The organism is Streptomyces sp. R28 (assembly GCF_041052385.1).
Lineage (GTDB): Bacteria > Actinomycetota > Actinomycetes > Streptomycetales > Streptomycetaceae > Streptomyces.
In genome coordinates this window covers 528,293-547,472 of the sequence record NZ_CP163439.1, presented here as the reverse complement: position 1 = coordinate 547,472, position 19,180 = coordinate 528,293, and the positions used below count along the sequence as shown (strand labels likewise).

The 19,180-nt window shown below is 72.0% G+C and carries 19 protein-coding genes; 7 read left to right on the top strand and 12 right to left on the bottom strand.

Translation table 11 applies throughout. From position 1 onward, the window contains the following. Window positions 1-3 precede the first annotated feature (3 nt). Entirely contained in the window at window positions 4-1,269 is a 1,266-nt protein-coding gene (locus tag AB5J49_RS02405; RefSeq protein WP_369166800.1) for an RNA polymerase sigma factor, read from the top strand. A gap of 313 nt (window positions 1,270-1,582) precedes the next feature. Here the strand turns inward: AB5J49_RS02405 and AB5J49_RS02400 are convergent, their stop codons facing one another. Together AB5J49_RS02400 and AB5J49_RS02395 are read right to left on the bottom strand one after the other, a co-directional pair. Continuing rightward, complete coding sequence (locus AB5J49_RS02400) at window positions 1,583-2,992, bottom strand: alpha/beta fold hydrolase (RefSeq protein WP_369166799.1); 1,410 nt, start codon at window positions 2,990-2,992, stop codon at window positions 1,583-1,585. Window positions 2,993-3,406: 414 nt separating this feature from the next. Continuing rightward, on the bottom strand, window positions 3,407-3,805 hold the full coding sequence (locus AB5J49_RS02395; protein WP_369166798.1) for a nuclear transport factor 2 family protein: 399 nt from the start codon (window positions 3,803-3,805) through the stop codon (window positions 3,407-3,409). A 70-nt stretch (window positions 3,806-3,875) separates the two neighbouring features. Here AB5J49_RS02395 and AB5J49_RS02390 point away from each other — a divergent pair, with 70 nt between their 5' ends. Continuing rightward, on the top strand, window positions 3,876-4,433 hold the full coding sequence (locus AB5J49_RS02390; protein WP_369166797.1) for a PadR family transcriptional regulator: 558 nt from the start codon (window positions 3,876-3,878) through the stop codon (window positions 4,431-4,433). Between the two features lie 5 nt (window positions 4,434-4,438). Continuing rightward, entirely contained in the window at window positions 4,439-5,206 is a 768-nt protein-coding gene (locus AB5J49_RS02385) for a class I SAM-dependent methyltransferase (RefSeq protein ID WP_369166796.1), read from the top strand. On the opposite strand, the gene AB5J49_RS02380 is transcribed toward AB5J49_RS02385, so the two are convergent. The 4 genes from AB5J49_RS02380 to AB5J49_RS02365 all read right to left on the bottom strand — a co-directional run bounded on the left by AB5J49_RS02380 (window position 5,184) and on the right by AB5J49_RS02365 (window position 8,722). Further along, on the bottom strand, window positions 5,184-5,927 hold the full coding sequence (locus AB5J49_RS02380) for a GntR family transcriptional regulator (protein WP_369166795.1): 744 nt from the start codon (window positions 5,925-5,927) through the stop codon (window positions 5,184-5,186). The two genes, AB5J49_RS02385 and AB5J49_RS02380, sit on opposite strands and share 23 nt — an antisense overlap. Window positions 5,928-6,057: 130 nt before the next feature. After that, the gene (locus AB5J49_RS02375) at window positions 6,058-7,224 is read right to left on the bottom strand and encodes a serine hydrolase domain-containing protein (RefSeq protein WP_369166794.1); all 1,167 of its coding nucleotides are present in this window, start codon (window positions 7,222-7,224) and stop codon (window positions 6,058-6,060) included. A gap of 114 nt (window positions 7,225-7,338) precedes the next feature. Continuing rightward, a complete protein-coding gene (locus tag AB5J49_RS02370) occupies window positions 7,339-7,743 on the bottom strand; it encodes a nuclear transport factor 2 family protein (RefSeq protein WP_369166793.1) in 405 nt (134 codons plus the stop codon). 10 nt (window positions 7,744-7,753) lie between these two features. Continuing rightward, on the bottom strand, window positions 7,754-8,722 hold the full coding sequence (locus tag AB5J49_RS02365) for an acetylxylan esterase (protein ID WP_369166792.1): 969 nt from the start codon (window positions 8,720-8,722) through the stop codon (window positions 7,754-7,756). Window positions 8,723-8,825: 103 nt separating this feature from the next. On the opposite strand from AB5J49_RS02365, the gene AB5J49_RS02360 reads away from it, so the two are divergent. After that, complete coding sequence (locus AB5J49_RS02360; protein WP_369166791.1) at window positions 8,826-10,205, top strand: 8-oxoguanine deaminase; 1,380 nt, start codon at window positions 8,826-8,828, stop codon at window positions 10,203-10,205. Between the two features lie 99 nt (window positions 10,206-10,304). Here AB5J49_RS02360 and AB5J49_RS02355 read toward each other — a convergent pair whose 3' ends face one another. The 3 genes from AB5J49_RS02355 to AB5J49_RS02345 all read right to left on the bottom strand — a co-directional run bounded on the left by AB5J49_RS02355 (window position 10,305) and on the right by AB5J49_RS02345 (window position 12,335). Continuing rightward, window positions 10,305-10,889 (bottom strand): hypothetical protein, encoded by a 585-nt coding sequence (locus AB5J49_RS02355; protein WP_369166790.1) that lies wholly within the window; start codon window positions 10,887-10,889, stop codon window positions 10,305-10,307. Between the two features lie 77 nt (window positions 10,890-10,966). Then, on the bottom strand, window positions 10,967-11,722 hold the full coding sequence (locus AB5J49_RS02350; protein WP_369175021.1) for a ferredoxin reductase: 756 nt from the start codon (window positions 11,720-11,722) through the stop codon (window positions 10,967-10,969). A gap of 7 nt (window positions 11,723-11,729) precedes the next feature. Continuing rightward, window positions 11,730-12,335 carry a sulfite oxidase-like oxidoreductase gene (locus AB5J49_RS02345; protein ID WP_369166789.1) on the bottom strand — a complete coding sequence of 202 codons (606 nt, stop codon included), beginning with the start codon at window positions 12,333-12,335 and terminating at the stop codon, window positions 11,730-11,732. A 293-nt stretch (window positions 12,336-12,628) separates the two neighbouring features. On the opposite strand from AB5J49_RS02345, the gene AB5J49_RS02340 reads away from it, so the two are divergent. Beyond that, complete coding sequence (locus tag AB5J49_RS02340; RefSeq protein ID WP_369166788.1) at window positions 12,629-13,441, top strand: putative protein N(5)-glutamine methyltransferase; 813 nt, start codon at window positions 12,629-12,631, stop codon at window positions 13,439-13,441. Here the strand turns inward: AB5J49_RS02340 and AB5J49_RS02335 are convergent. Further along, window positions 13,438-14,049, bottom strand: a complete 612-nt coding sequence (locus tag AB5J49_RS02335; protein ID WP_369166787.1) for a hypothetical protein — start codon at window positions 14,047-14,049, stop codon at window positions 13,438-13,440. The genes AB5J49_RS02340 and AB5J49_RS02335 overlap by 4 nt on opposite strands. Before the next feature lie 97 nt (window positions 14,050-14,146). Continuing rightward, window positions 14,147-16,225 (bottom strand): SpoIIE family protein phosphatase, encoded by a 2,079-nt coding sequence (locus tag AB5J49_RS02330; RefSeq protein ID WP_369166786.1) that lies wholly within the window; start codon window positions 16,223-16,225, stop codon window positions 14,147-14,149. 269 nt (window positions 16,226-16,494) lie between these two features. Between AB5J49_RS02330 and AB5J49_RS02325 the strand changes: the two genes are divergently transcribed. Together AB5J49_RS02325 and AB5J49_RS02320 are read left to right on the top strand one after the other, a co-directional pair. Then, window positions 16,495-17,367: a hypothetical protein gene (locus tag AB5J49_RS02325; protein WP_369166785.1), complete on the top strand. Its 873-nt coding sequence runs from the start codon at window positions 16,495-16,497 to the stop codon at window positions 17,365-17,367. A gap of 134 nt (window positions 17,368-17,501) precedes the next feature. Further along, on the top strand, window positions 17,502-17,876 hold the full coding sequence (locus AB5J49_RS02320; protein ID WP_369166784.1) for a hypothetical protein: 375 nt from the start codon (window positions 17,502-17,504) through the stop codon (window positions 17,874-17,876). Window positions 17,877-17,900: 24 nt separating this feature from the next. Here the strand turns inward: AB5J49_RS02320 and AB5J49_RS02315 are convergent, their stop codons facing one another. Continuing rightward, window positions 17,901-19,061 carry a M20 family metallopeptidase gene (locus AB5J49_RS02315; RefSeq protein ID WP_369166783.1) on the bottom strand — a complete coding sequence of 387 codons (1,161 nt, stop codon included), beginning with the start codon at window positions 19,059-19,061 and terminating at the stop codon, window positions 17,901-17,903. Between the last annotated feature and the right edge of the window lie 119 nt (window positions 19,062-19,180).

The following is a 19,180-nucleotide window of genomic DNA, read 5'->3' as shown; positions in this document are numbered from 1 at the left end:
GAAATGCCGGATGTCGAGCCGGATGTCGAGCAGGCCGTCGCCGCCGCCTTCCGAGCGGAATGGGGCCAGGTCGTCGCCACCCTGATCCGGGTGACCGGCGACTGGGACCTCGCCGAGGAGTGCGCCCAGGACGCCTTCGCCCAGGCTCTCGACCGGTGGCGGCGCGACGGAGTGCCGCGCCGCCCCGGCGCCTGGCTGACCACGACCGCCCGCAACCGCGCCCTGGACGCACTGCGCCGGGAAGCGGTGGGGGCGGCGAAACTCCGGGAGGTGGCGGTGCTGGCCCGCGACGAACCGTCGTACGGACCCGAGGACGCGAGCGGTGGCGACAGCGGCGTGCAGGACGACCGGCTGCGGCTGATCTTCACCTGCTGTCATCCGGCGCTGCCCATAGAGGCCAGAGTCGCGCTGACCCTGCGTACGCTCGCGGGCCTGACCACACCGGAGATCGCCCGCGCCTTCCTCGTCCCCGAGGCGACCATGGCACAGCGCCTGGTACGCGCCAAGCGGAAGATCCGCAACGCCGCGATCCCGTACCGCGTGCCGCCCGCGCACCTCCTGCCCGAGCGCACGACGGGGGTGCTCGGCGTGGTCTACCTCCTGTTCAACGAGGGGTACGCGGCCACCGCCGGCGCCGATCTCGTCCGCACCAACCTCTGCGCGGAGGCGATCCGCCTGGCCCGTGTCCTGGCCCGCCTCATGCCCGACGAGCCCGAGGTGCTCGGCCTGCTGGCGCTCCTGCTGCTGCATGACTCCCGCCGGCACACACGCGTGGACGCCGTGGGCGACCTGGTGACCCTGGAGGACCAGGACCGCACGGCCTGGGACCGGGCCGCGGTCGACGAGGGCACCACCCTGCTGGAGACCGCGCTGCGGCGCGGCCGCCCCGGGCCGTACCAGATCCAGGCCGCCATCGCCGCCTGCCACATGACCGCGCCCACCGCCGAGGACACCGACTGGGCCGACATCACCGCCCTGTACGGCGAGTTGGCCCGCCTCGTGCCGTCCGCCGTGGTCCGCCTCAACCGCGCGGTGGCCGTCGGCATGGCCGAAAGCACGGATGCGGGCCTCGCCCTGGTCACGGAGCTGGAGGAGGAGGGCGAGCTGGCCGGGTACCACCTGCTGCCGGCGACCCGTGCCGATCTGCTGCGCCGCAGTGGCCGTACGCAGGAGGCGGCCGAGGCGTACCGGCGGGCGCTGGAACTGGTGGAGAACGACGCGGAACGGAGGTTCCTCGAAAGGCGGCTCGCGGAATGTCGATCCGCATAGGGGCCGTTCGTAGGTCGGGTGAAAGCCCTCGTACGGCACCGGAGCGCCCGATGACAACCCCCGGCGCCCGCCGCTGATACGCCCTCGGCCTGCTCTGTCCGGCCGGGTTCATGGTAATCCTGGAGGATCTGGCCGCGCTTCCGTGACGGTTACGACAATGCCCCATCGCCTCTACTTCGTCGGGGCAACCGATCACGGTGGTGCGGCCAGATCCGTCGAGTTGGCCCGCTGAGCGTCGGAGGTGGCCCCCAGGGGGGCTTCTGTTTCTCTCGTGCGAAGCTCCACCGCTGTCAGCTCAGGAACCGGGGGCACTCTACGGGCTGGCGCTGGCCACGCCGCTTTCGTCGACGGTGAACTGTCCGTTCGCGGCGCCGTTGAAGGTCCCGCTCCTGATCCACTCGATCAGCGCCGCCTTGACCGTGGCATGGGGGCCGGCCCACGGTTCGCCGGGGCGCCCGCCGTAGGGCGTTCCGGACTCAGGGGTGCAGCGCGGGCCGGAGCAGCCCTCCATCGGCATCTGGTGGCTGGCGCACTGGACCTGTACGAGCACCTTGTTCGTCATCGACGCAGGGAGCGCGTTGTAGATGGCGGGCGCGTTGGCCGGCGGCGCGGTGGCGTCGTCGAGACCGTGGAGGACCAGCGTGGGCGGGGTCAGCTGCCCCGCGACGGCGGTGTTCCAGCCGTAACTGGAGAACGTCGGCGAGCGATTGAGACCGGTCGGGTTGCCGGGATCGTCCCCTCCCCAGTTCCGCCCCTCGGTGTCCTCCTCCATGATCTGCTCCCAGAACTGATCCTGGCTGCCGGGGACGACCCGCCCGGTGCACAGGGCCTCGCGAGCCGGCGGCAGCACCGGTGCCCCCGGGCGGCGGTCAAGCGTCAGCGGGAACGTGACGAAGCCTGTCGGGGGCTCCGTCTCCTCAGTCGGACCACCGAAGAGCGACGACATGAACACGGTACGGTTGACCTTCGCGATGACATCGGCGCTTCCGGGCAGGAGCGGGTTGGGGTTGGCCGCGTACAGCGTCCGCCCGACACGCGGCCCGCCGAGCGAATAGCCGACCAAGGTGACTTTGCCGTCCGTCGGCTGCGCGCGCGTGATGGCGTCGTCGATGACTTGGCGGATATCGCGTACCCAGACGTCCATGCGCGCGAAGCGGTGATTGCTCGAGTGCGCGCGCCGCTCCCCGCCCAGCGGATTGGTCAGGAGCAGGGTCCCCTGCTGATCAAGGGGGAAGATCGGGTTGTGGGTGCGGTCGCATCCCTCGGGGTACGGACAGGTGCCGTCCGCGAGGTAGGGCCTGAGGCTCGCGTTGCCGGGATCGTTCAGGCCCTCGTCGAAGCGCGTCGAGCGGCCGTAGCCGAGCAGGCTCGGGGCGAAGGTGTCGATTCCCGCCCGCGCGAGTCCGTCCTGCACGCTGAGCGAGCCACCTTCCGGGGCGGCCTGGCGCAGGTCGAAGGATGGCGAGGCGGTGACGCTGCGGCCGTGGATCAGCACCGCGGCCCTGTTGGGCACTTCTGGGCATTTGCCGTTCGCGTACACCGGCCGAACGCGATGCACCTGGATCCTTGCCGGGCGCCCGTCGAACTGGGGGTCCGGCATGAGCCCGGTCGGCACCCTGAACCTCAGCCAGTGATCGTGGGCGGCGACGCCGGTCGGCACCTCGTCGCATTGCTGAGCCGACGGCTCGCCGGCGGCGGCCATCGATGTGGTGCTGGAGCCCAAGGCACTCATGATCAGGCAGACGCACAGCAGGAGCCACCTGCTCCGGGCCCCGGACCTTCGGCGTTCCCCGGCCGACGCCCGTCGCCCGCGCCCCACCGAGGCCGCCAGTACGCCTCTTCTGCGGAGAATCCCTCTGTGTCGCCGAGTCATGCGTGGTGTTGCCATGCGCAAACCCCCTGCCACTGGACGCGGTTGAAGCGCCTCTCCTCAGTGTGTCCAGCAGGCACGTACGGAGCGCCCCGCGCACAGGTGCACCGGTGGCACATCGGCGCGCGGCGGCGGCAGAGCGTTCACCTCTCACCCCGGGCGGTGGCCGGCCGCCCATGTCCCTGCACGGTCACAGGACTTGGAGGCCGGAGGCTTCTGGCGCCCCCCCACCGGCGAGGGCAGAGTCGACCGCATGGCGCGCTGCTGTCACGCCGACCGCGCCTCCGCCTCCTTCGCGATCTGCTCGAACTGTGCCCCCATCGCCTCGGCCAGAGCCTGCGCGCCCGACAGCGGACGGACCATGACCATGAACTCGTCGATCAGGCCGTCCTCGTTGACCCGGAGGAAGTCGCAGCCGGTGAGCTCCCGGTCGCCCACCCGTGCGGTGAAGACCAGCGCGTGATCGCGGCCGCCCGGGTCGTTGATCTCTCGCACATAGCGGAAGTCCTCGAAGACCCGCACCACACCGCGCAGGATCGCCGCGGTGATCGCCTTGCCGGGATACGGCTTGAACACGACCGGGCTGGTGAAGACGACGTCCTCCGCCAGCAGGGCCTCCACGGCATCGAAATCGCCGGCCTCGACCGCCTCACGGAACGCGCGCATCGATTCACTCCATAGTCAATTAGTTGAGTAAGTGCCGATGAGAATAGTCACCTGCTGTTACCGTGTCCATATGTCCCTGAAGTACGCCGTCCTCGCCGCCCTCCTGGAGGGCGAGGCCTCGGGCTACGAGCTGTCCAAGGTCTTCGACGTGTCGCTCGCCAACTTCTGGCCCGCGACCCCGCAGCAGCTCTACCGGGAGCTGGAGCGCCTGGAGCGGGACGGCCTCGTCGAGGCCCGGTTCGTGCAGCAGGAACGGCGGCCGAACAAGCGGATGTTCACGCTCACCGCGGCCGGCCGGGAGGATCTGCGCACCTTCGCCGCCGAGCCGCCCCGACGGCCCACCGCCATCCGCGACGAACTCCTGATCAAGCTCCAGGCCATGGAGGACCCCGAGACGACCCGCGCCCTGATCGAGGAGCGCATGACGTGGGCACGCGGCAAACTCGACCGCTACGAACGCGTCCGCGGACGTCTGCTCGACGGGCGGACCGAGGAGGAGTACCTGCGCGAGTCCGACCGCGTCGGGCCGTACCTCACGCTGCTGGCCGGCATCTCCTTCGAGGAGGAGAATCTGCGCTGGTGCGAGCGCGTTCTCGCCGTCCTCAAGCAGCGCGTCGCTGCGGGGTGACGCGGATGTTCAGCCCCGAAGGCCCCTCTGTGCGCGAACTCGCCGTCCAGGCGCTGTCGTCGGTCGAGCGCGGATACGACCTGCTCGCCCCGAAGTTCGACCACACACCGTTCCGTACGCCGGACTCGGTGCTCGCCGCCGTCACCTCGGCCCTGGCACGGACCGGCCCGTACGACGACGGCCTCGACCTGTGCTGCGGGACGGGCGCAGGCGTCGAGGTGCTGGCCGAGGTGTGCCGGCGCAGTGTCACCGGCGTCGACTTCAGCGCCGGCATGCTCGATGTCGCCGTCGCCCGGCGGCGGGCGCAGGTCGGGGAGGCCGGGGAGGCCGGCGCGCCGCGCGTCGCGTGGGTCCGCGCGGACGCCCGTGCCCTACCCTTCGCTCCCGCCTTCGACCTCGTGGTGAGCTTCGGGGCGTTCGGTCATTTCCTGCCCGGTGAGCTGCCGGGGCTGTTCGCCCAGGTCCGCTCCGTCCTGCGGCCCGGCGGGTGCTTCGTCTTCCCCGTCGTTGCCCCGCCGCGTCCCGCATCTGCCGTCTACTGGATGCTGCTGGGCTTCGACGCGGCGATGCGGGTGCGTAACGCCGTGTGGCGCCCGCCCTTCGTCATGTACTACCGGGCCTTCCGCCTCGGGGAGGTGCGCGGCGAGCTCGCACGCGCCGGCTTCCAGGTGGAGCTGCAGGCCCTGCCCGAGTTCGGGCGGCGGCGGGACGGGAGCCCGCGCGTGCGGATGGTCGTGGCCCGGCGTCCGCTCAGCCCGCCGCCGGCAGAGTGAACTCGTAGACCAGGGCGTCCTGTTGGGCGTCCACGACCAGGTCCGTGATCTCCAGAGGGCGGGCGTACTGGTCGTGCACACGCCGGGTGACCCGCACCGAAGGCGCGCCCGGGAGTCGGGTGATGGCGTCCCTGTGGTGCAGGGTGAGGCCCGCCTTGCGCATCCAGTCGTAGGCGCGGCGCAGTTGGGCCGACCCGGTGCTGCCGGCGCGGTCGCGATAACGGGCGAGCTCGGCCACCTCGGCCAGCGCGACCGCGGAGAAGGACGTCACGGCCGTACGCCGGCCGCGTCCGTCGGCGCCCGCGGACTCGTAGCGGTGCACCAGGGTCGGCCGGTGCGGGGCGAGCCCCAGGGCCTCGGCGTGCTCCGGCGGGGGAGTCTCCCAGGTGACCGTGGCCCGGTCCACGGCATCCGGGCTCGTGGTCCGTGCGCCGACCGGGAAGGTGAGGGACGCCGGGGTCTCGACGGGCGGGCCGGACAGGGTGGCATGGCTGCCCCGCCGGTCGGTGGCGACCAGGCCGCTGCGGCGCAGCACCTCCAGCGCCTGCCGTACGGTCTCCCGGCTGACCTCGAAGTGCTCCGCCAACTGCCGTTCCCCCGGCAGCCGTTCGCCGGGTGGGATGGTTCCGTCGCGCAGCTCGCCGACCAGCTGGGTGGCGATCCTCCAGTACAGCGGCTGCGCTTCGGTGAGCGGGCGGTCGTGCGGGGTGGTGCGGGCCATGCCGCGCCTCCTGTTGGTGACGTGTCGTAGCCGTGCGGGTTCGTTGCGCCACCAGATCTAAGCATTGGTCTAAACCACCAGGGAAGGGCGGTCTGTCACTTCGGCCGAAACGGCCCGTGCGGACCGGTCGTCACAGGGCGCCGTAGAGGGCGTCGAGCAGCGCCATCTTCCGCGGGTCGTCGGCGATATGAGGCCCCATCCGGTTCATCACATAGCCCAGCGACACCCCGGCCTCCGGATCCGCCAGACCGCAGGAGCCGCCGAAGCCGTCATGTCCGAAAGCCCGCGGGTTGGGTCCGTACGAGCCGTTCGGCCCGCTGAGCCACAGCCCGAGCCCGGCCTCGGTCTCGTGCTGGAGCCCGGCCCCGAGCACCAGATCGCGGCAGCGGCCCTGCCCCTCGCGCACCCGCTCGGCCGCCTCGGGGGACAGGATGCGATGCCCGTCGTGCGTTCCCCGGCCCGCGAAGATCCCGTACAGCGCGGCGACGGCCCGTGCGGTGCCGTGCCCGTTCGCCGCGGGGATCTCGGCGGCCCGCCACTCGGGCGAGTTGGCGTGAGGCGCTCCCAAGGCCGGGTTGGTCACCGCGGCCAGGGCGGCGGGCGCCAACTGGCTGAAGATCGCGGCCTGTTCACTGGTCGTCTCCATCGGCGGCTGCACCAGCTCGGCCGCCCGACCGGAGTCCTTCTCCGGCAACCCGATCGCGAAGTCGATCCCGAGCGGCCCGGTCACCTCCCGCTCCAGAAAGGCCCCGGGCAGCAGTCCCGACACGCGCCGCACGACCTCCCCGACCAGGAAGCCGTACGTGAACGCGTGATACCCGGACCGCGTCCCCGGCGCCCACCACGGCTCCATCGCCGCGAGCCGCTGGGTCGTCAACTCCCAGTCGCAGAGCTGCTGAAGCGAGTGCGGCTCCCGCAGCCCGGACAGGCCGGCCCGGTGCGAGAGCAGATGCCGTACGAGGATCTGTTCCTTGCCCGCGGCGGCGAACTCCGGCCAGTACGTGGCCACCGGAGCGTCGAGGTCGATCAGTCCCCGGTCGGCGAGGATGTGCGCGCACAGCGCCGTCGGCCCCTTGGACGTGGACCACACGTTGACCAGCGTGTCGCGCTCCCAGGAGCGGCCGCGCGAGGCGTCGGCCCACCCGCCCCACAGGTCCACGACGGTCTCGCCGCCGACGGTGACCGCGACCGCGGCGCCCAGCTCTCCGCGCTCCCGGAAATTCGCCTCGAACGCCGCCCGCACCGCCGCGAACCGCGGATCGCAGTGCCCGTGCACCTGTGCCTCGTGCTCCGCCATGGCCCACCCCTCGTCGTCCGCCGGAAAACCGGGCCGCGACAGTGCGACCCGGGCTCCCTGAACGTACCGACTGGTCGGACTGGGTGGGAAGGCGGCGAACACGCCGACCTCACCTCACCCGAAGAACAGCGCGCCTTCCGGCTCCCGGTGCCCCTCGACCGTGTGCCAGTAGTCGCGGGTCTCCACGGCCAGCCCGGCGGTGTCGAACCGCACGAAGACGCAGCCCGCGAGCGTGGACGGCGCGCCGTCCTCCTCGGCGAGGACCCGGAACTCGGCCACGGCCACGCCGTCCGCGCCGACGACCGGCGCGGAGAAACGCACGTCGGTCACCCGCTCGCCGGCGAACGACCAGCGCAGATAGGCGGCCAGTTCGGCGCGCCCCCGGTGCGGCGCGCGGAACGGCATCGAGCGGTGGACGCAGTCCTCGGCGTACAACTCCAGCAGCGCGTCCACGTCGTGCCCGGCCCAGGCCTGCCGCCAGACCCGGACGAACCGCTCCGCTGCCTCACGCGTCTTCATGCGCGGCCTCTCAGGCGTGCGCGCGCAGCCAGTCCAGCTTGGCCGCCTCGTGGAACGGGCCGCCGCCCTCGTGGTCGTTGAAGTCGTACACCTCGATGGCCTTCTCACCGTGGGCCCAGGCGTTGTACGCCGCGAACACGGTGGAGGGCGGGCAGGTCTGGTCCTCCAAGCCCGCCGAGAAGAGGGCGGGCGACTGGCCGCGGGTCGCGAAGTGGACGCCGTCGAAGTAGGACAGGGTGCGCAGGACGTCGTCGGTGCGGCCCCGGTGCGTCTTGAGGTAGAGGCCGATCTCGCGGTACGGGTGGCGGTCCGTGGTGGTCGCCGCGCGCGGGTAGTCGCACAGGAACGGTACGTCCGGCGCGATCGCCGTCAGGTCCGGCACCAGGCCGCCGACCGCGATCGTGATGCCGCCGCCCTGGCTCGCGCCGACCGCGACCGTGCGCGAGGCGTCGGTCAGCGGATGGGAACGGGCGGCTTCGACGGCACGCACCGCGTCCGTGAACACCCGGCGGTAGTAGTAGTTCTCGGGCGCGTCGATGCCACGGGTCATGAAACCGGGGTAGGCCGGCGCGGCCCCCACCGGGTCCGGCGTCCCGCCGCCGGCGCCCCACGCGCTGCCCTGACCACGCGTGTCCATCATGAAGTGCGCCCGGCCCGTGGACGCCCACAGCAGGTTCTCGTGCGGCAGGCCGCGCCCGCCGCCGTAGCCGATGAACTCCACGACCAGCGGCAACGGCTCACTGGCCGCGGCGGGCAGCCGCAGCCAGCCCTTCACCGGGTGACCGCCGAACCCGGCGAACGTCACGTCGTACACCTGCACCGTGGAAAGGCCCGTGTCGACCGGCTCGAAGCGGGCGTCCAGCGGGTGCTCGCGAGCCTCATCGAGCGTCTTGGACCAGAACGCGTCGAAGTCCTCGGGTTCGACGGACTTGCTGCGGTACTCGCGCAGTTCGTCGAGCGGAAGGTCGAACAGGGCCATAGAGGACCGCCTTTGCCAAAAGTGAGTGCGGATGATCACACGGTACGTGGGTGATCGGAGGACTCTCCAGGTCTTTCCCGTGCCGAGCGCCTACGATGGCGCCATGTCGTCTGCCGTCGATCCTCCGGTGCAGGCTGCGGACCTGCTGGTCAGGGATGCCGAACTACTGGTCGTGGACGGGGAGCAGGAGATCCCGGGCGGCTGGCTGGCCATCACCGGAGGTCGGGTCACCGGCGTCGGTACCGCCGGGAGCGAGCCCGAGGCCCGCACCACCGTCTCGGCGGCCGGACGGCTCGTCACCCCGGGCCTGGTCAACACGCACCATCACATCTACCAGAACCTCACCCGCTCCTACGCGCCCGCCGTGAACGGCTCCCTGTTCGACTGGCTGACCACCCTCTACCCGCTCTGGGCGGGTCTCGACGAGGAGGCCGCGTATGTGTCGGCGTACGTCGGCATGGCCGAACTGTTGATGGGCGGCTGCACGACGTCGTCCGACCACCTCTACGTCCATCCCCGCCCGCGCCTCGTCGACGCCGAGATCCGCGCAGCCCGCGACATCGGCTTCCGATTCCACACCACCCGGGGCTCGATGACCCGCTCCGTCGAGGACGGGGGACTGCCGCCGCGGAGCGTCACCCAGACCGAGGACGAGGTGCTGGCCGACAGCGAGCGCCTCATCAGGACGTACCACGACCCCGAACCGGGCGCGCTGGTGCGGGTAGCACTCGCGCCCTGCTCGCCGTTCTCGGTGACCAAGTCCCTGATGACGGCGACGGCCGAACTCGCCGCGCGGTACGACGTACGGCTGCACACGCACCTCGCCGAGGACCACGACGAGGACACGTACTGCCTTCAGACGTACGGCTGCCGTCCCGTCGAGTACTTCGAGGAGACGGGGTGGATGAGCGACCGCAGCTGGGTCGCGCACTGCATCTACCCGAACGACGCCGAGCTGCGCCGCCTCGCGGCCGCGGGCGTCGGCGTGGCGCACTGCCCCAGCTCCAACATGCTCATCGGTGGCGGCACCGCGCGCGTGAAGGAGATGCGTGAACTGGGCCTGCCCGTCGGCATCGGCTGCGACGGCTCCGCCTCCACGGACCACGCCTCCCTCTGGATGGAGACCCGGGCGGCCCTGCTGCTGGGCCGCTATCGCGGCGGACCCGGCGCGATGACCGCCCGCGACGCCCTCGACATCGCCACCCGCGGCTCGGCGCGCTGTCTGGGCCGGGACGACGAACTCGGCCATCTGCGGCCCGGGGCCTGCGCCGACCTGGTCGTCTGGGATCTGCACGCGGTCTCGCTCGCCGGTGCGCTCAGCGACCCCGTGGAGGCCTGGCTGCGCTGCGGGTCGGCCCGGGCGTGGACCACGGTGGTCGCCGGCCGGATCCTGGTCGACCGGGGCGAGCCCCGCTTGACCGGGCTGGCGGACGCGCTGCGGGCGCACGACCGGATCGCTCGCCGGATGCAGCAGGTCGAGTAGCGTCGTCGCCACGAAGCGCGCCCAAGTCGTCCATACGAAGCGCGCCCGAGTCGATCGCCCGAAGCGCGCCCGAGAGACAGACCATCGGGACGCCACGGGTCACGCCCGGCGGCCCGTCCACTCCGGCTCCGTCCTGGCCCACTCCTGATCCCATTCGGCCAGGCGACGACGCATCGCGGCATGGCGTACGACCGTGTGGGCGAGGAGGATCACGGCGGCCGCGCCGCCCGTCGCGCAGACGCCGATGGTGACGGTGTGCTGCCAGACCGCCATGTTGTCGGCAGGCGGGGCCACGCTCCGGCCCCGGGAGTCCAGCCACACGTCGACCGTGTCGCCGTTCCGCGCGTCCGCCGGAACGCGTGCCGTGGCCGTACGCGGATCGCCCTCCGGCTCCGTCCAGCGGACCGTCGTCCTCGCGGACGGCTGCCGTCCGCCCTGCGCCATGGGGAGCGCGTCGGAGGTCCTGCCGATGACCTCGGCCCGGATCTGGCGGCGCTCGGCACGCTGCTCCCGGGCGGTCGCCCGGGCGTCGTCATGGGCCCACCAGGCGGTGAGTACCCCCACCAGGGGAGCAACGACGAGCAGCAGGGCCGCCACGGTCAGCAACGCCCACGCCTCGACGACATCCGACCGGCGCCGCAGCGGACTGTGCCGCAGGCGCCGGCCACGCACCCGGTATCGCATGGCGTCCAGGTACCCCGTACACCGGAGATCGTTCCTGACGATCCCGGCCGGACCCGCGGCCGGTGCCGGACCGCCGATCAGCCGAAGCGCTCGATCCGGATACGGTGCACGGGCTGACCTGCCGCGACGAGCAGCCGCGAGGCATGTTCGGCGAATCCGTTGGAGCCGCACACATAGGCCTCCCACCCACCGGGTGGCTGCTCGGCCAGGAGTGGCGCCACATGTGCGGCGGCCATACGTCCCACGGCCACACCCTCCGGCGCACTCCGGGTGAACACGGGCGTCGTCTCCGCGCCGTACTCCCGCGCGTAGATCAGCTCCTCGGGGCTGCGCGCCGACACCAGCAGCCGCAACGGCACGTCCAGGCCCCGCGCCTTGTGGTGTCGCAGCATCGACATCAGCGGTACGACGCCGGAGCCGGCGCCGACCAGCAGCGCGGGCCGGTCCCCGGGCCAGGCGAAGAAGCCGCTGAGCGGGCCGCGCACCTCGACCTCGTCACCGGGCTCGGCGACCGTGTGGAACCAGCCGGACACCTCACCGCCCTCGACATGGTCCAGGGTCAGCTCGATGTGCCCGGCGTCGTCCGGCGCGGACGCGATCGAGTAGTGGCGCTGGGCCACATAGCCGTCCTCGGCGGTCAGCCGGAGCATCAGGTGCTGGCCGGGCAGGTGGCCCGCCCAGGCAGGCACCGCGAGGCGGAACGTGGCGGCGTGCGGGGTCTCGCGGCGGATCTCGGTGATCGTGGCGGTCTGCCACAGCGCGGCGGCCCGGTTGCTCACGGCGATCCGCCCGGGCACGGCGAAACGGGTCGGGGGAGTGAACGTCTCAGTCACAGTCACCTCAGTCACCGGAGTACCGCTGCTCCTCCCAGGGGTTGCCGCGGGCGTGGTAGCCGTTCTGCTCCCAGAAGCCCGGCTCGTCGCGGTCGAGGATCCGCAGGCCCGCGATCCACTTGGCGCTCTTCCAGAAGTACAGGTGCGGCACCAGCAGCCGCGCCGGGCCACCGTGCTCCGCGGCGAGCGGCTCCCCGTCGAACTCCCAGGCGATCCACGCCCGCCCGCCGGTCAGGTCGGCGAGCGGCAGGTTGGTGGTGTACCCCGTGTGCGAATAGGCGACGGCATGGGTGGCGGACACATGGGGCCGGACCACACTGAGGAAGGCGTCCAGCGACACGCCACCGAACCGGACCCCGAACTTCGACCAGCTCGTCACACAGTGGATGTCGCCCTCGTACACCGACGCCGGCAGTTCATGTGCCTGCTCCCAGCTCCAGCCGCGTGGCTCCTCGACCAGGCCGTCGATCCGGAAGGACCACTCGTCGGGCGTCAGCTCGGGCGTGACCTCCGCGGACAGGACGGGCCAGTCGTCGCCCGCGTCGTACTGGCCGGGCGGCAGTGCGGCGTTCTGGACGCGTGGGCGCCCCGTGAAGCCTCTGGTGACGTTCATACGGGTGATGCCTCCAGGCCGCCGTGGGCGACGGCCCGTGGGTCGAGCGTGATCAGTACGTTTGTCATTCAACCGTATAGGTCCTGGCCGACCATCGTCGGTGCGCCGTAGCTGCCGTGATCGTTGGGGTAAGGTTGCCGTTCGGTCGGGGCAGTCCCGGCCCTGCGGAGCCCAGGAGGTGAGACCCATTACCGCTGTGTCAGGTCGGGTGCTCCCACCTCGGATCGGCGCGGATCACCGCCAGTAGGCGACCGCGAGAGCACCCTTCGGCTTCCGAAAGGTTCTCGGCTTCCATGCCACCTCTCTCTTCTTCCTCGCCCTCTCCCTCGTGCCCCTCGCCGCTCTCGCGCGACGCGGTCGTGACCGCACTCCGTGCCGCCGGCTGTGTCTTCGCCGAGGACGAGGCACGGCTGATCCTGGCCGCCGCTCACAGCTCGGACGAGCTGGCCGCCATGGTGGACCGTCGCGTCACCGGCCTGCCCCTTGAACTCGTCCTCGGCTGGGCCGAGTTCCGCGGCCGGCGCATCGCCGTCGAACCCGGCGTCTTCGTCCCCCGCCGCCGTACCGAGTTCCTGGTCGAACAGGCCCTCGTCCACGCCCCCGCCGCGTCCGTCGTCGTGGACCTGTGCTGCGGCTCGGGCGCGGTCGGCGCGGCACTGGCCGTCGCGCTCGGCAGGGTCGAGCTGCACGCCGCCGACATCGACCCGGCGGCGGTGCGCTGCGCCCGCCGTAACGTGGCCGCCTTCGACGGTCAGGTCTACGAGGGCGACCTCTTCGAGGCGCTGCCCGGGAGCTTGCGCGGCCGCGCCGGCATCCTCGCGGCGAACGTGCCGTACGTACCCACCGGCGAAGTCGGCCTCCTGCCCGCGGAGGCGCGTGAGCACGAACCGCGGGTCGCGCTGGACGGCGGTCCGGACGGGCTGGACGTCCTGCGCCGCGTCGCCGCCGAGGCGCCGCGGTGGCTGGCTCCCGGCGGCTGTGTGCTGGTCGAGACGAGCGAGCGCCAGGCGCCGACGGCCCTGGAGGCCTTCACCGGCAGCGGACTGTCGGCGCGGCTGGTCGCCTCCGAGGAGCTGTACGCGACTGTCGTGGTCGGCCTCAACTAGCCGGGCCGGCGGGCTGGATCAGGTCGTCGCGCCGCTCTTCGACGGACTTTCCGCGGGGCCGGAACCATGCCGTTCCAGTGGCGAGGCCCGGGGAACCTGCCCCGCCACTCGCCCGGCCCGCTCTCCCTGCCCTTCTCCTTCTTCCCGTCCGCCCGGTCGCCCGCCGGCACACGGGAGGCCGTCCTGGTGTCGTCGCCGGACCGAGTGCCGACGAGGAAGACGTCCTCGCCCTTCTTGAGGTCGGGGGCGCCGGAGTCCTTGTCCCCGTCGTGACGGACGGTGGTGTCCGAGGCGACGGTCCACGTCCACTCGGCGCCGTCCTCGCTCTTGACGGTGACCTGGTCTCCGTCCGCCTTCTCGATGGTGCCGCGCTGCCAGATCCGTACGACCCACTCGTCGGTGTCGGGGTCTTTGACGGTCGTCTCGCCGTGTACGCCGCCCCCGCCGAGGCCGAACCACATGCCGGGCCCGTGCCGTCCGCAGGGCCCGTCCGGGGACGGTGATGCCGGCGCCGAGCCGGAGGCCGAGGGCGACGCGCCGCCGGGGCCCGACGACGTCGCGGCGTAGGCGAGCGTACCGCCGAGGGCCAGCACGGCGTCCGTGGCCACCGCCGTCACCGCGCGGGCCCGGGCGGACCGACGCTGCCCCGGCCCGCGCACCTCGAAGCCGGTGCCGGCCGCTCGGCGCCGGTCGCAGCGGCGGGCGTCAACTCGGGGGCAGCACACGCGCGATGAGCAGCGCCACGTCGTCGGAGTTGTCGGGCTGGTGCAGGGTGCGCAGGAGGAGGTCGCAGCACTCCTCCAGGGGGCGGTCGGGGTCGTCGAGGAGCTCGAGGAGCGCGTCGAGGCGTTCGTCGAGCGGGTGCTGCCGGGTCTCGACGAGGCCGTCGGTGTAGAAGACCAGCTGGTCGCCCGGTTCGAGGGCGACGGTCGTCGTCGAGAAGGCGACGCCGCCGACGCCCAGCGGCGCCCCGGTGGGCAGTTCGAGGAGTTCCGGCGGGTGGCCGTGGCGGACGCGGGCGGGCGGCAGGTGCCCGGCGTTGGCGATCCGGCACTGCCGCAGCTGTGGGTCGTGGACGGCGTAGACGCAGGTGGCGATGGAGTGGTCGAGGCCCTCGGTGATCTTGTCGAGGTGTTCCAGGAGGAGGGTCGGTTCGAGGTCGAGGGAGGCCAGGGTGTGCGTCGCGGTGCGCAGCCGGCCCATGGTCGTGGCGGCGTCGATGCCGCTGCCCATCACGTCGCCGACGACGAGCGCGGTCTTGCCGCCCTCCAGCGGAATCACGTCGAACCAGTCGCCGCCGACCTCGGCACTGGCGCCCGCGGGCTGGTAGCGGGAGGCGACCTCCAGGCCACCGGTCACCGGCGGATGGCTGGGCAGCATGCTGCGCTGCAGGGTGAGGGCCGTGTCGCGGGCGTTCTGGTACCAGCGGGCGTTGTCGATCTGCACGGCGGCGCGGGCCGCCAGCTCACGGGCGAGCAGCAGGTCGTCCTCGCTGAACGGCAGCGGATTGCGGGTGCGCTTGAGGTCCAAGGCGCCGAGCACCTCGCCGCGCGCGATCAGCGGCACCGCCAAGTAGGAGTGCACGCCCGCGCGGCTCAGCTGGCCGACGGCCTCGGGGGAGCGGGCGATGCGCGGCAGGTCCTTCTCCTGGACCTGCCCCACCATGACCGGACTGGCGGTGCGCACGCACTCGGTGACCAGGCGGTCGGGTCCGTAGCGGGCGACCTGCCCCGGCTGGTCCGCGGCGTCGAGAGCCTCCCTGCCGTCCTCCGCCTTGACTGCCAGGGCGCGGATCACCGCCGATTCCGCGGGCCCGAGATTGCTGCGCCTGCCCTCGACCACGGCTTCCAGCAGATCCACGGCCGCCACGTCGGCGAGCTCCGGCACGGCCACGTCGGCCAGTTCGCGCGCCGTACGGTCCAGGTCCAGGGTGGTGCCGATCCGCGCGGAGGCGTCGGCGATCAGCGCCAGGCGCCGCCGTGCCGTCTCGGCCTCGACGGCGGCCTGATGCTGCTCGGTGATGTCCACGGCCATCCCGGCCACGCCGAGCACGGTCCCCGCCGTGTCCTCCAGCCGGTAGAGCGAGATGGACCAGAAGTGCTCCCGGTCCGGATCGGCCGGAGTCCGGCCCGTGATGCGCTGGTTGATGAGCGGTTCACCGGTCCGCAGCACTTCACGCAGCGCCCCCTCGATGGCGTCGGCATCGATGTCCGGCAGCAGCTCGCGCGGCGTGTGGCCGATGTGGTCGTCGGCGGGGATGCCGTTGAGCAGGGCCAGCGCCTCGTTGACCGAGACGTACCGCAGGTCGGTGTCGAGGACGGCCAGGCCGACCGGAGCCTGCGCGATCGTCCGGGTCGACAGGGCGACGTCCCGCTCCACCTGGCGGACCGTCGACTGGTCGGCGCACAGGCCCAGCGCGTAGACGTCCCCCCGGTCGTCCAGCAGCCGCATGTTGCGGAACTCCACCAGTCGTGTGGTGCCGTCCTTGCGCCGGATCGGGAAGGCCCCGGCCCAGCCCTCGCCGGTCTCCATGACGTCGGCGAACAGCTTGACGACCAGATCGACGTGCTGTTCGTGGACCATGATCCGGGCCGCGTACTCGCCCAGCGCCTCCTGCGCCGGATAGCCGAACAGCTCCTCGGCCTGCGGGCTCCACAGCACGATGCGCCCCTCGGTGTCCAGCACCACCGAGGCCACGCCCAGCACGTCGAGCAGCCCGCTCGGACCTACCGGCCCGCGCACCGGCTCGTCGCCCTCGGCCACGGGACGTTCGGCTGCAGACATCCCACGCACCGCCTTCGCCCATTCACGCGGCACGCCGTTCCCCCGTGCCGACTCCCCTTGTTCTACCGCGTTCAACCGTCTCCGGGCTCCCTTTGGTCGTCCACCTCCACCATCCCTCAACACGACGGCGAACGTCCGCCGAAGTCATCACGGGGGCACCGGACTGTGGCCGACCAGACAGCACACGTTCGCTCACTTGGTCTGTACATGACCACGCGGGCCCGTCAAACTGTCCGCCGACACGCACCCGCCCCCAAGGAGTCGCTCCCATGCCCCTGCGCGCCCGGCAACGTTGTCACGCCGTCCTCACCGGCCTCGTCGCCCTCACCTTCGCCGCCGTGCTGTCCACCGCGGCGCCCGCGCAGGCCGCCGACACCTGGACGGAGGTGGGCTCGGACCGCGCCGACCCGCTGACCGAGAGCCAGGGCCTGACCTCCGTCGAGACCCCGGCCAACAGCCCGAACCGTTACACGGGCATCGGCACGATCCCCTTCTCGGTCAGCAGCCGCGGCTGGAACCATGTGGGTGACCCCGATGCCTCCTACAACGGCTACTACATCGAGCCGTACCAGGCGGACTCGGGCAGCGCGAAGATGTTCCGGGTGCAGGCGCCGGACGGGACCTGGTCGGAGTACGTGCACACGCTGGGGTCGGGGGAGGCGCTGAACAACTCCTTCGTCGCCGTCTCGCCCGCCGGCCAGTGGATGGTCTCCGGCGAGTGGGGCACCATGACCCGCCTGCTGGTCCACCCGACACCCGGCGTCAATCCCGGCACGTCACCGTCGGCGAACCTCCCCTGGACGTCCAGCATCCGGCTGGACCACGCCGTACGCGACATCCAGGGCTGCGACTTCCTCGCCGCCACGACCCTGCTGTGCTCCTCCGACGACCCCGCGGGCACCCTCTTCGGCATGACCAAGCCGCTGCTTCAGATCGACCTCTCCGCCGAGCCGGGCACCTCGGACGTGACCGGCCATGTCACGGCGCTGCGCCGGCTTCCGACGCGCAGCTCCTGCTCGGGCGAGTTCGAGACCGAGGGCATCGACTACGACCGCCGCACCGGAACCCTGCGCGTGATCGTCGTCTCGCCCGGCTTCTGCGTGCTGACGGACAGCGTGACGTACCGGTTCACGCGCGGCTGAGGACCCCCGTGGACCGCGGACGGTGCGGCTCCGCCGGTAGTGCTCTGCGGTCTGCGGTGCTTTTCTTGGGGTTGGGGTCCGCTTCCGCGGGCAACCCGTGGTACCGCGGTGCGGCCACGAGAGGAGCGATCACGATGGACCGTGAACGACTGCACGAGGAGCCCGTCTCCGTCGAGATCAGCGGATGCAGCAAGGAGGACGCCCGGATCGTCTTCGACACGCTGTGCACGTGCTTCGAGTCCGACCGGCGCCCCGAGGATGTGCCGCAGCAGCTCCATGAGACCCGGCCCATGGTGTGGCTCGGCACGTTCGAGGTCACGGACGCGCACGAGTGCCCCCCTCCCGCCCGGCTCTCGTCGTCCGTCGAGGCCGACGCGCAGGGCGGCTACTGGGCCATCGAACGGCTCCGTACGACGCTGGACTCCCTGTTCGCGGTGCACAACCTGTCCTCGGCCTCGGGAGACCAGGAGAGGGAGCTGCACGTGGTGCTGGAGAGCCGCAGCTCGTGAGGAGCGCAGCGATGAGGAGCTCGGTCAGGGCGAGCCCAGCAGGCTGAGAACGGCACGACGATAGACGGCGTGGACGGCGGGCAGGTCTTCGAGACAGGCCCGCTCGTCCACGCCGTGCAGCCCCTCGTACCGCACGCCGAAGCCCGCCGTGGCCGGGATGCCCTCGCCCGCCAGCAGATTGCCGATGTTCGACGGACCGGCGGTCTTCGGGCGAACGACGAGCCCCTCCCGGGCGGCCGCCTCCAGCAGTGCGGCGGCGGGCTGCTGGTCCTTCACCAGTCGATACGGCGGCCAGGCGGCCACCGGGGTGATCGTGGTCGGCCGCGGTGCGGGCACCCGCAGGTCCAGCTCGCCCACCGCCGTACGCACCAGCCGCTCGGCGGCGTCGGCGTCGAAGGACGGCGTGGTACGGATGTCGACGCCCAGCTCGCACCGATCGGGCACCACCGAGAAGCCCTGACCGCCGTGGCAGGAGGTCACCGTCAGTTTCGGCGGCAGGGGGAACTCCCCCTCGGCGCCCGGGAGTTCGGCTTCCTCCAGGAGCCGTACCAGATGTGCCGCACGGGAGACGGCACCCGGTGCCGTGCGGCGGGACCCCGAGTGGCCCGAGGCCGCGTGCACCGCGATCACGGCCCGCCACAGACCGCGCCCGCCGACCACGACCTCGTCGAGTCCGGGGTAGCCGATCATCACCCCGGCCGGACGCACCGCCTCCGGGTCGGCCAGATAGGCACGGGCTCCGCCGAAGCCGCCCGTGTGCTCGTCGGCGTCGAGGAGCACGGCGAGCCCGCCGTGCAGGGCGTCGGCACGGCCGTGCAGCTCGGCCGCGATACCGCAGAACATCGCCGCGGCGAGCTTGGAGTCCGCGGCGCCCCTGCCGTGCAGCCAGCCGTCGACGACCTCCCCGGAGTCCGGCGCGAACGACCAGGCGTCCTCGTCGCCGTAGGGCGCGGTGTCGACGCAGGCGTCGAGCGCCCACCACGGGCCGGACCGGGCGCCCGCGACCTCGATCAGCAGGCCGACGGCGCATCCCTCGCCGTCGTGGAGGCGGCGAAAGGGCAGCTCACGCCCCGCGAGCCAGTCCTCCAGGACGTCGAGGACGGGGCCGTAGTCGTCGATCCCGGCGCGGCTGGGGCAGCGGACCAGCCGCCGGGCGAGGTCGATCACGTCGGCGTGTGCGGTCATGGGCCCACTGTGCCCCGGCGTGGTCCGTGTCACCCTTTCTCGTTTATGCAACTAGTTGCATAAACCTCTCGGCGTCCTCTACAACTACAGAGGTACGACACCGCGCACGGAGGGGCCCG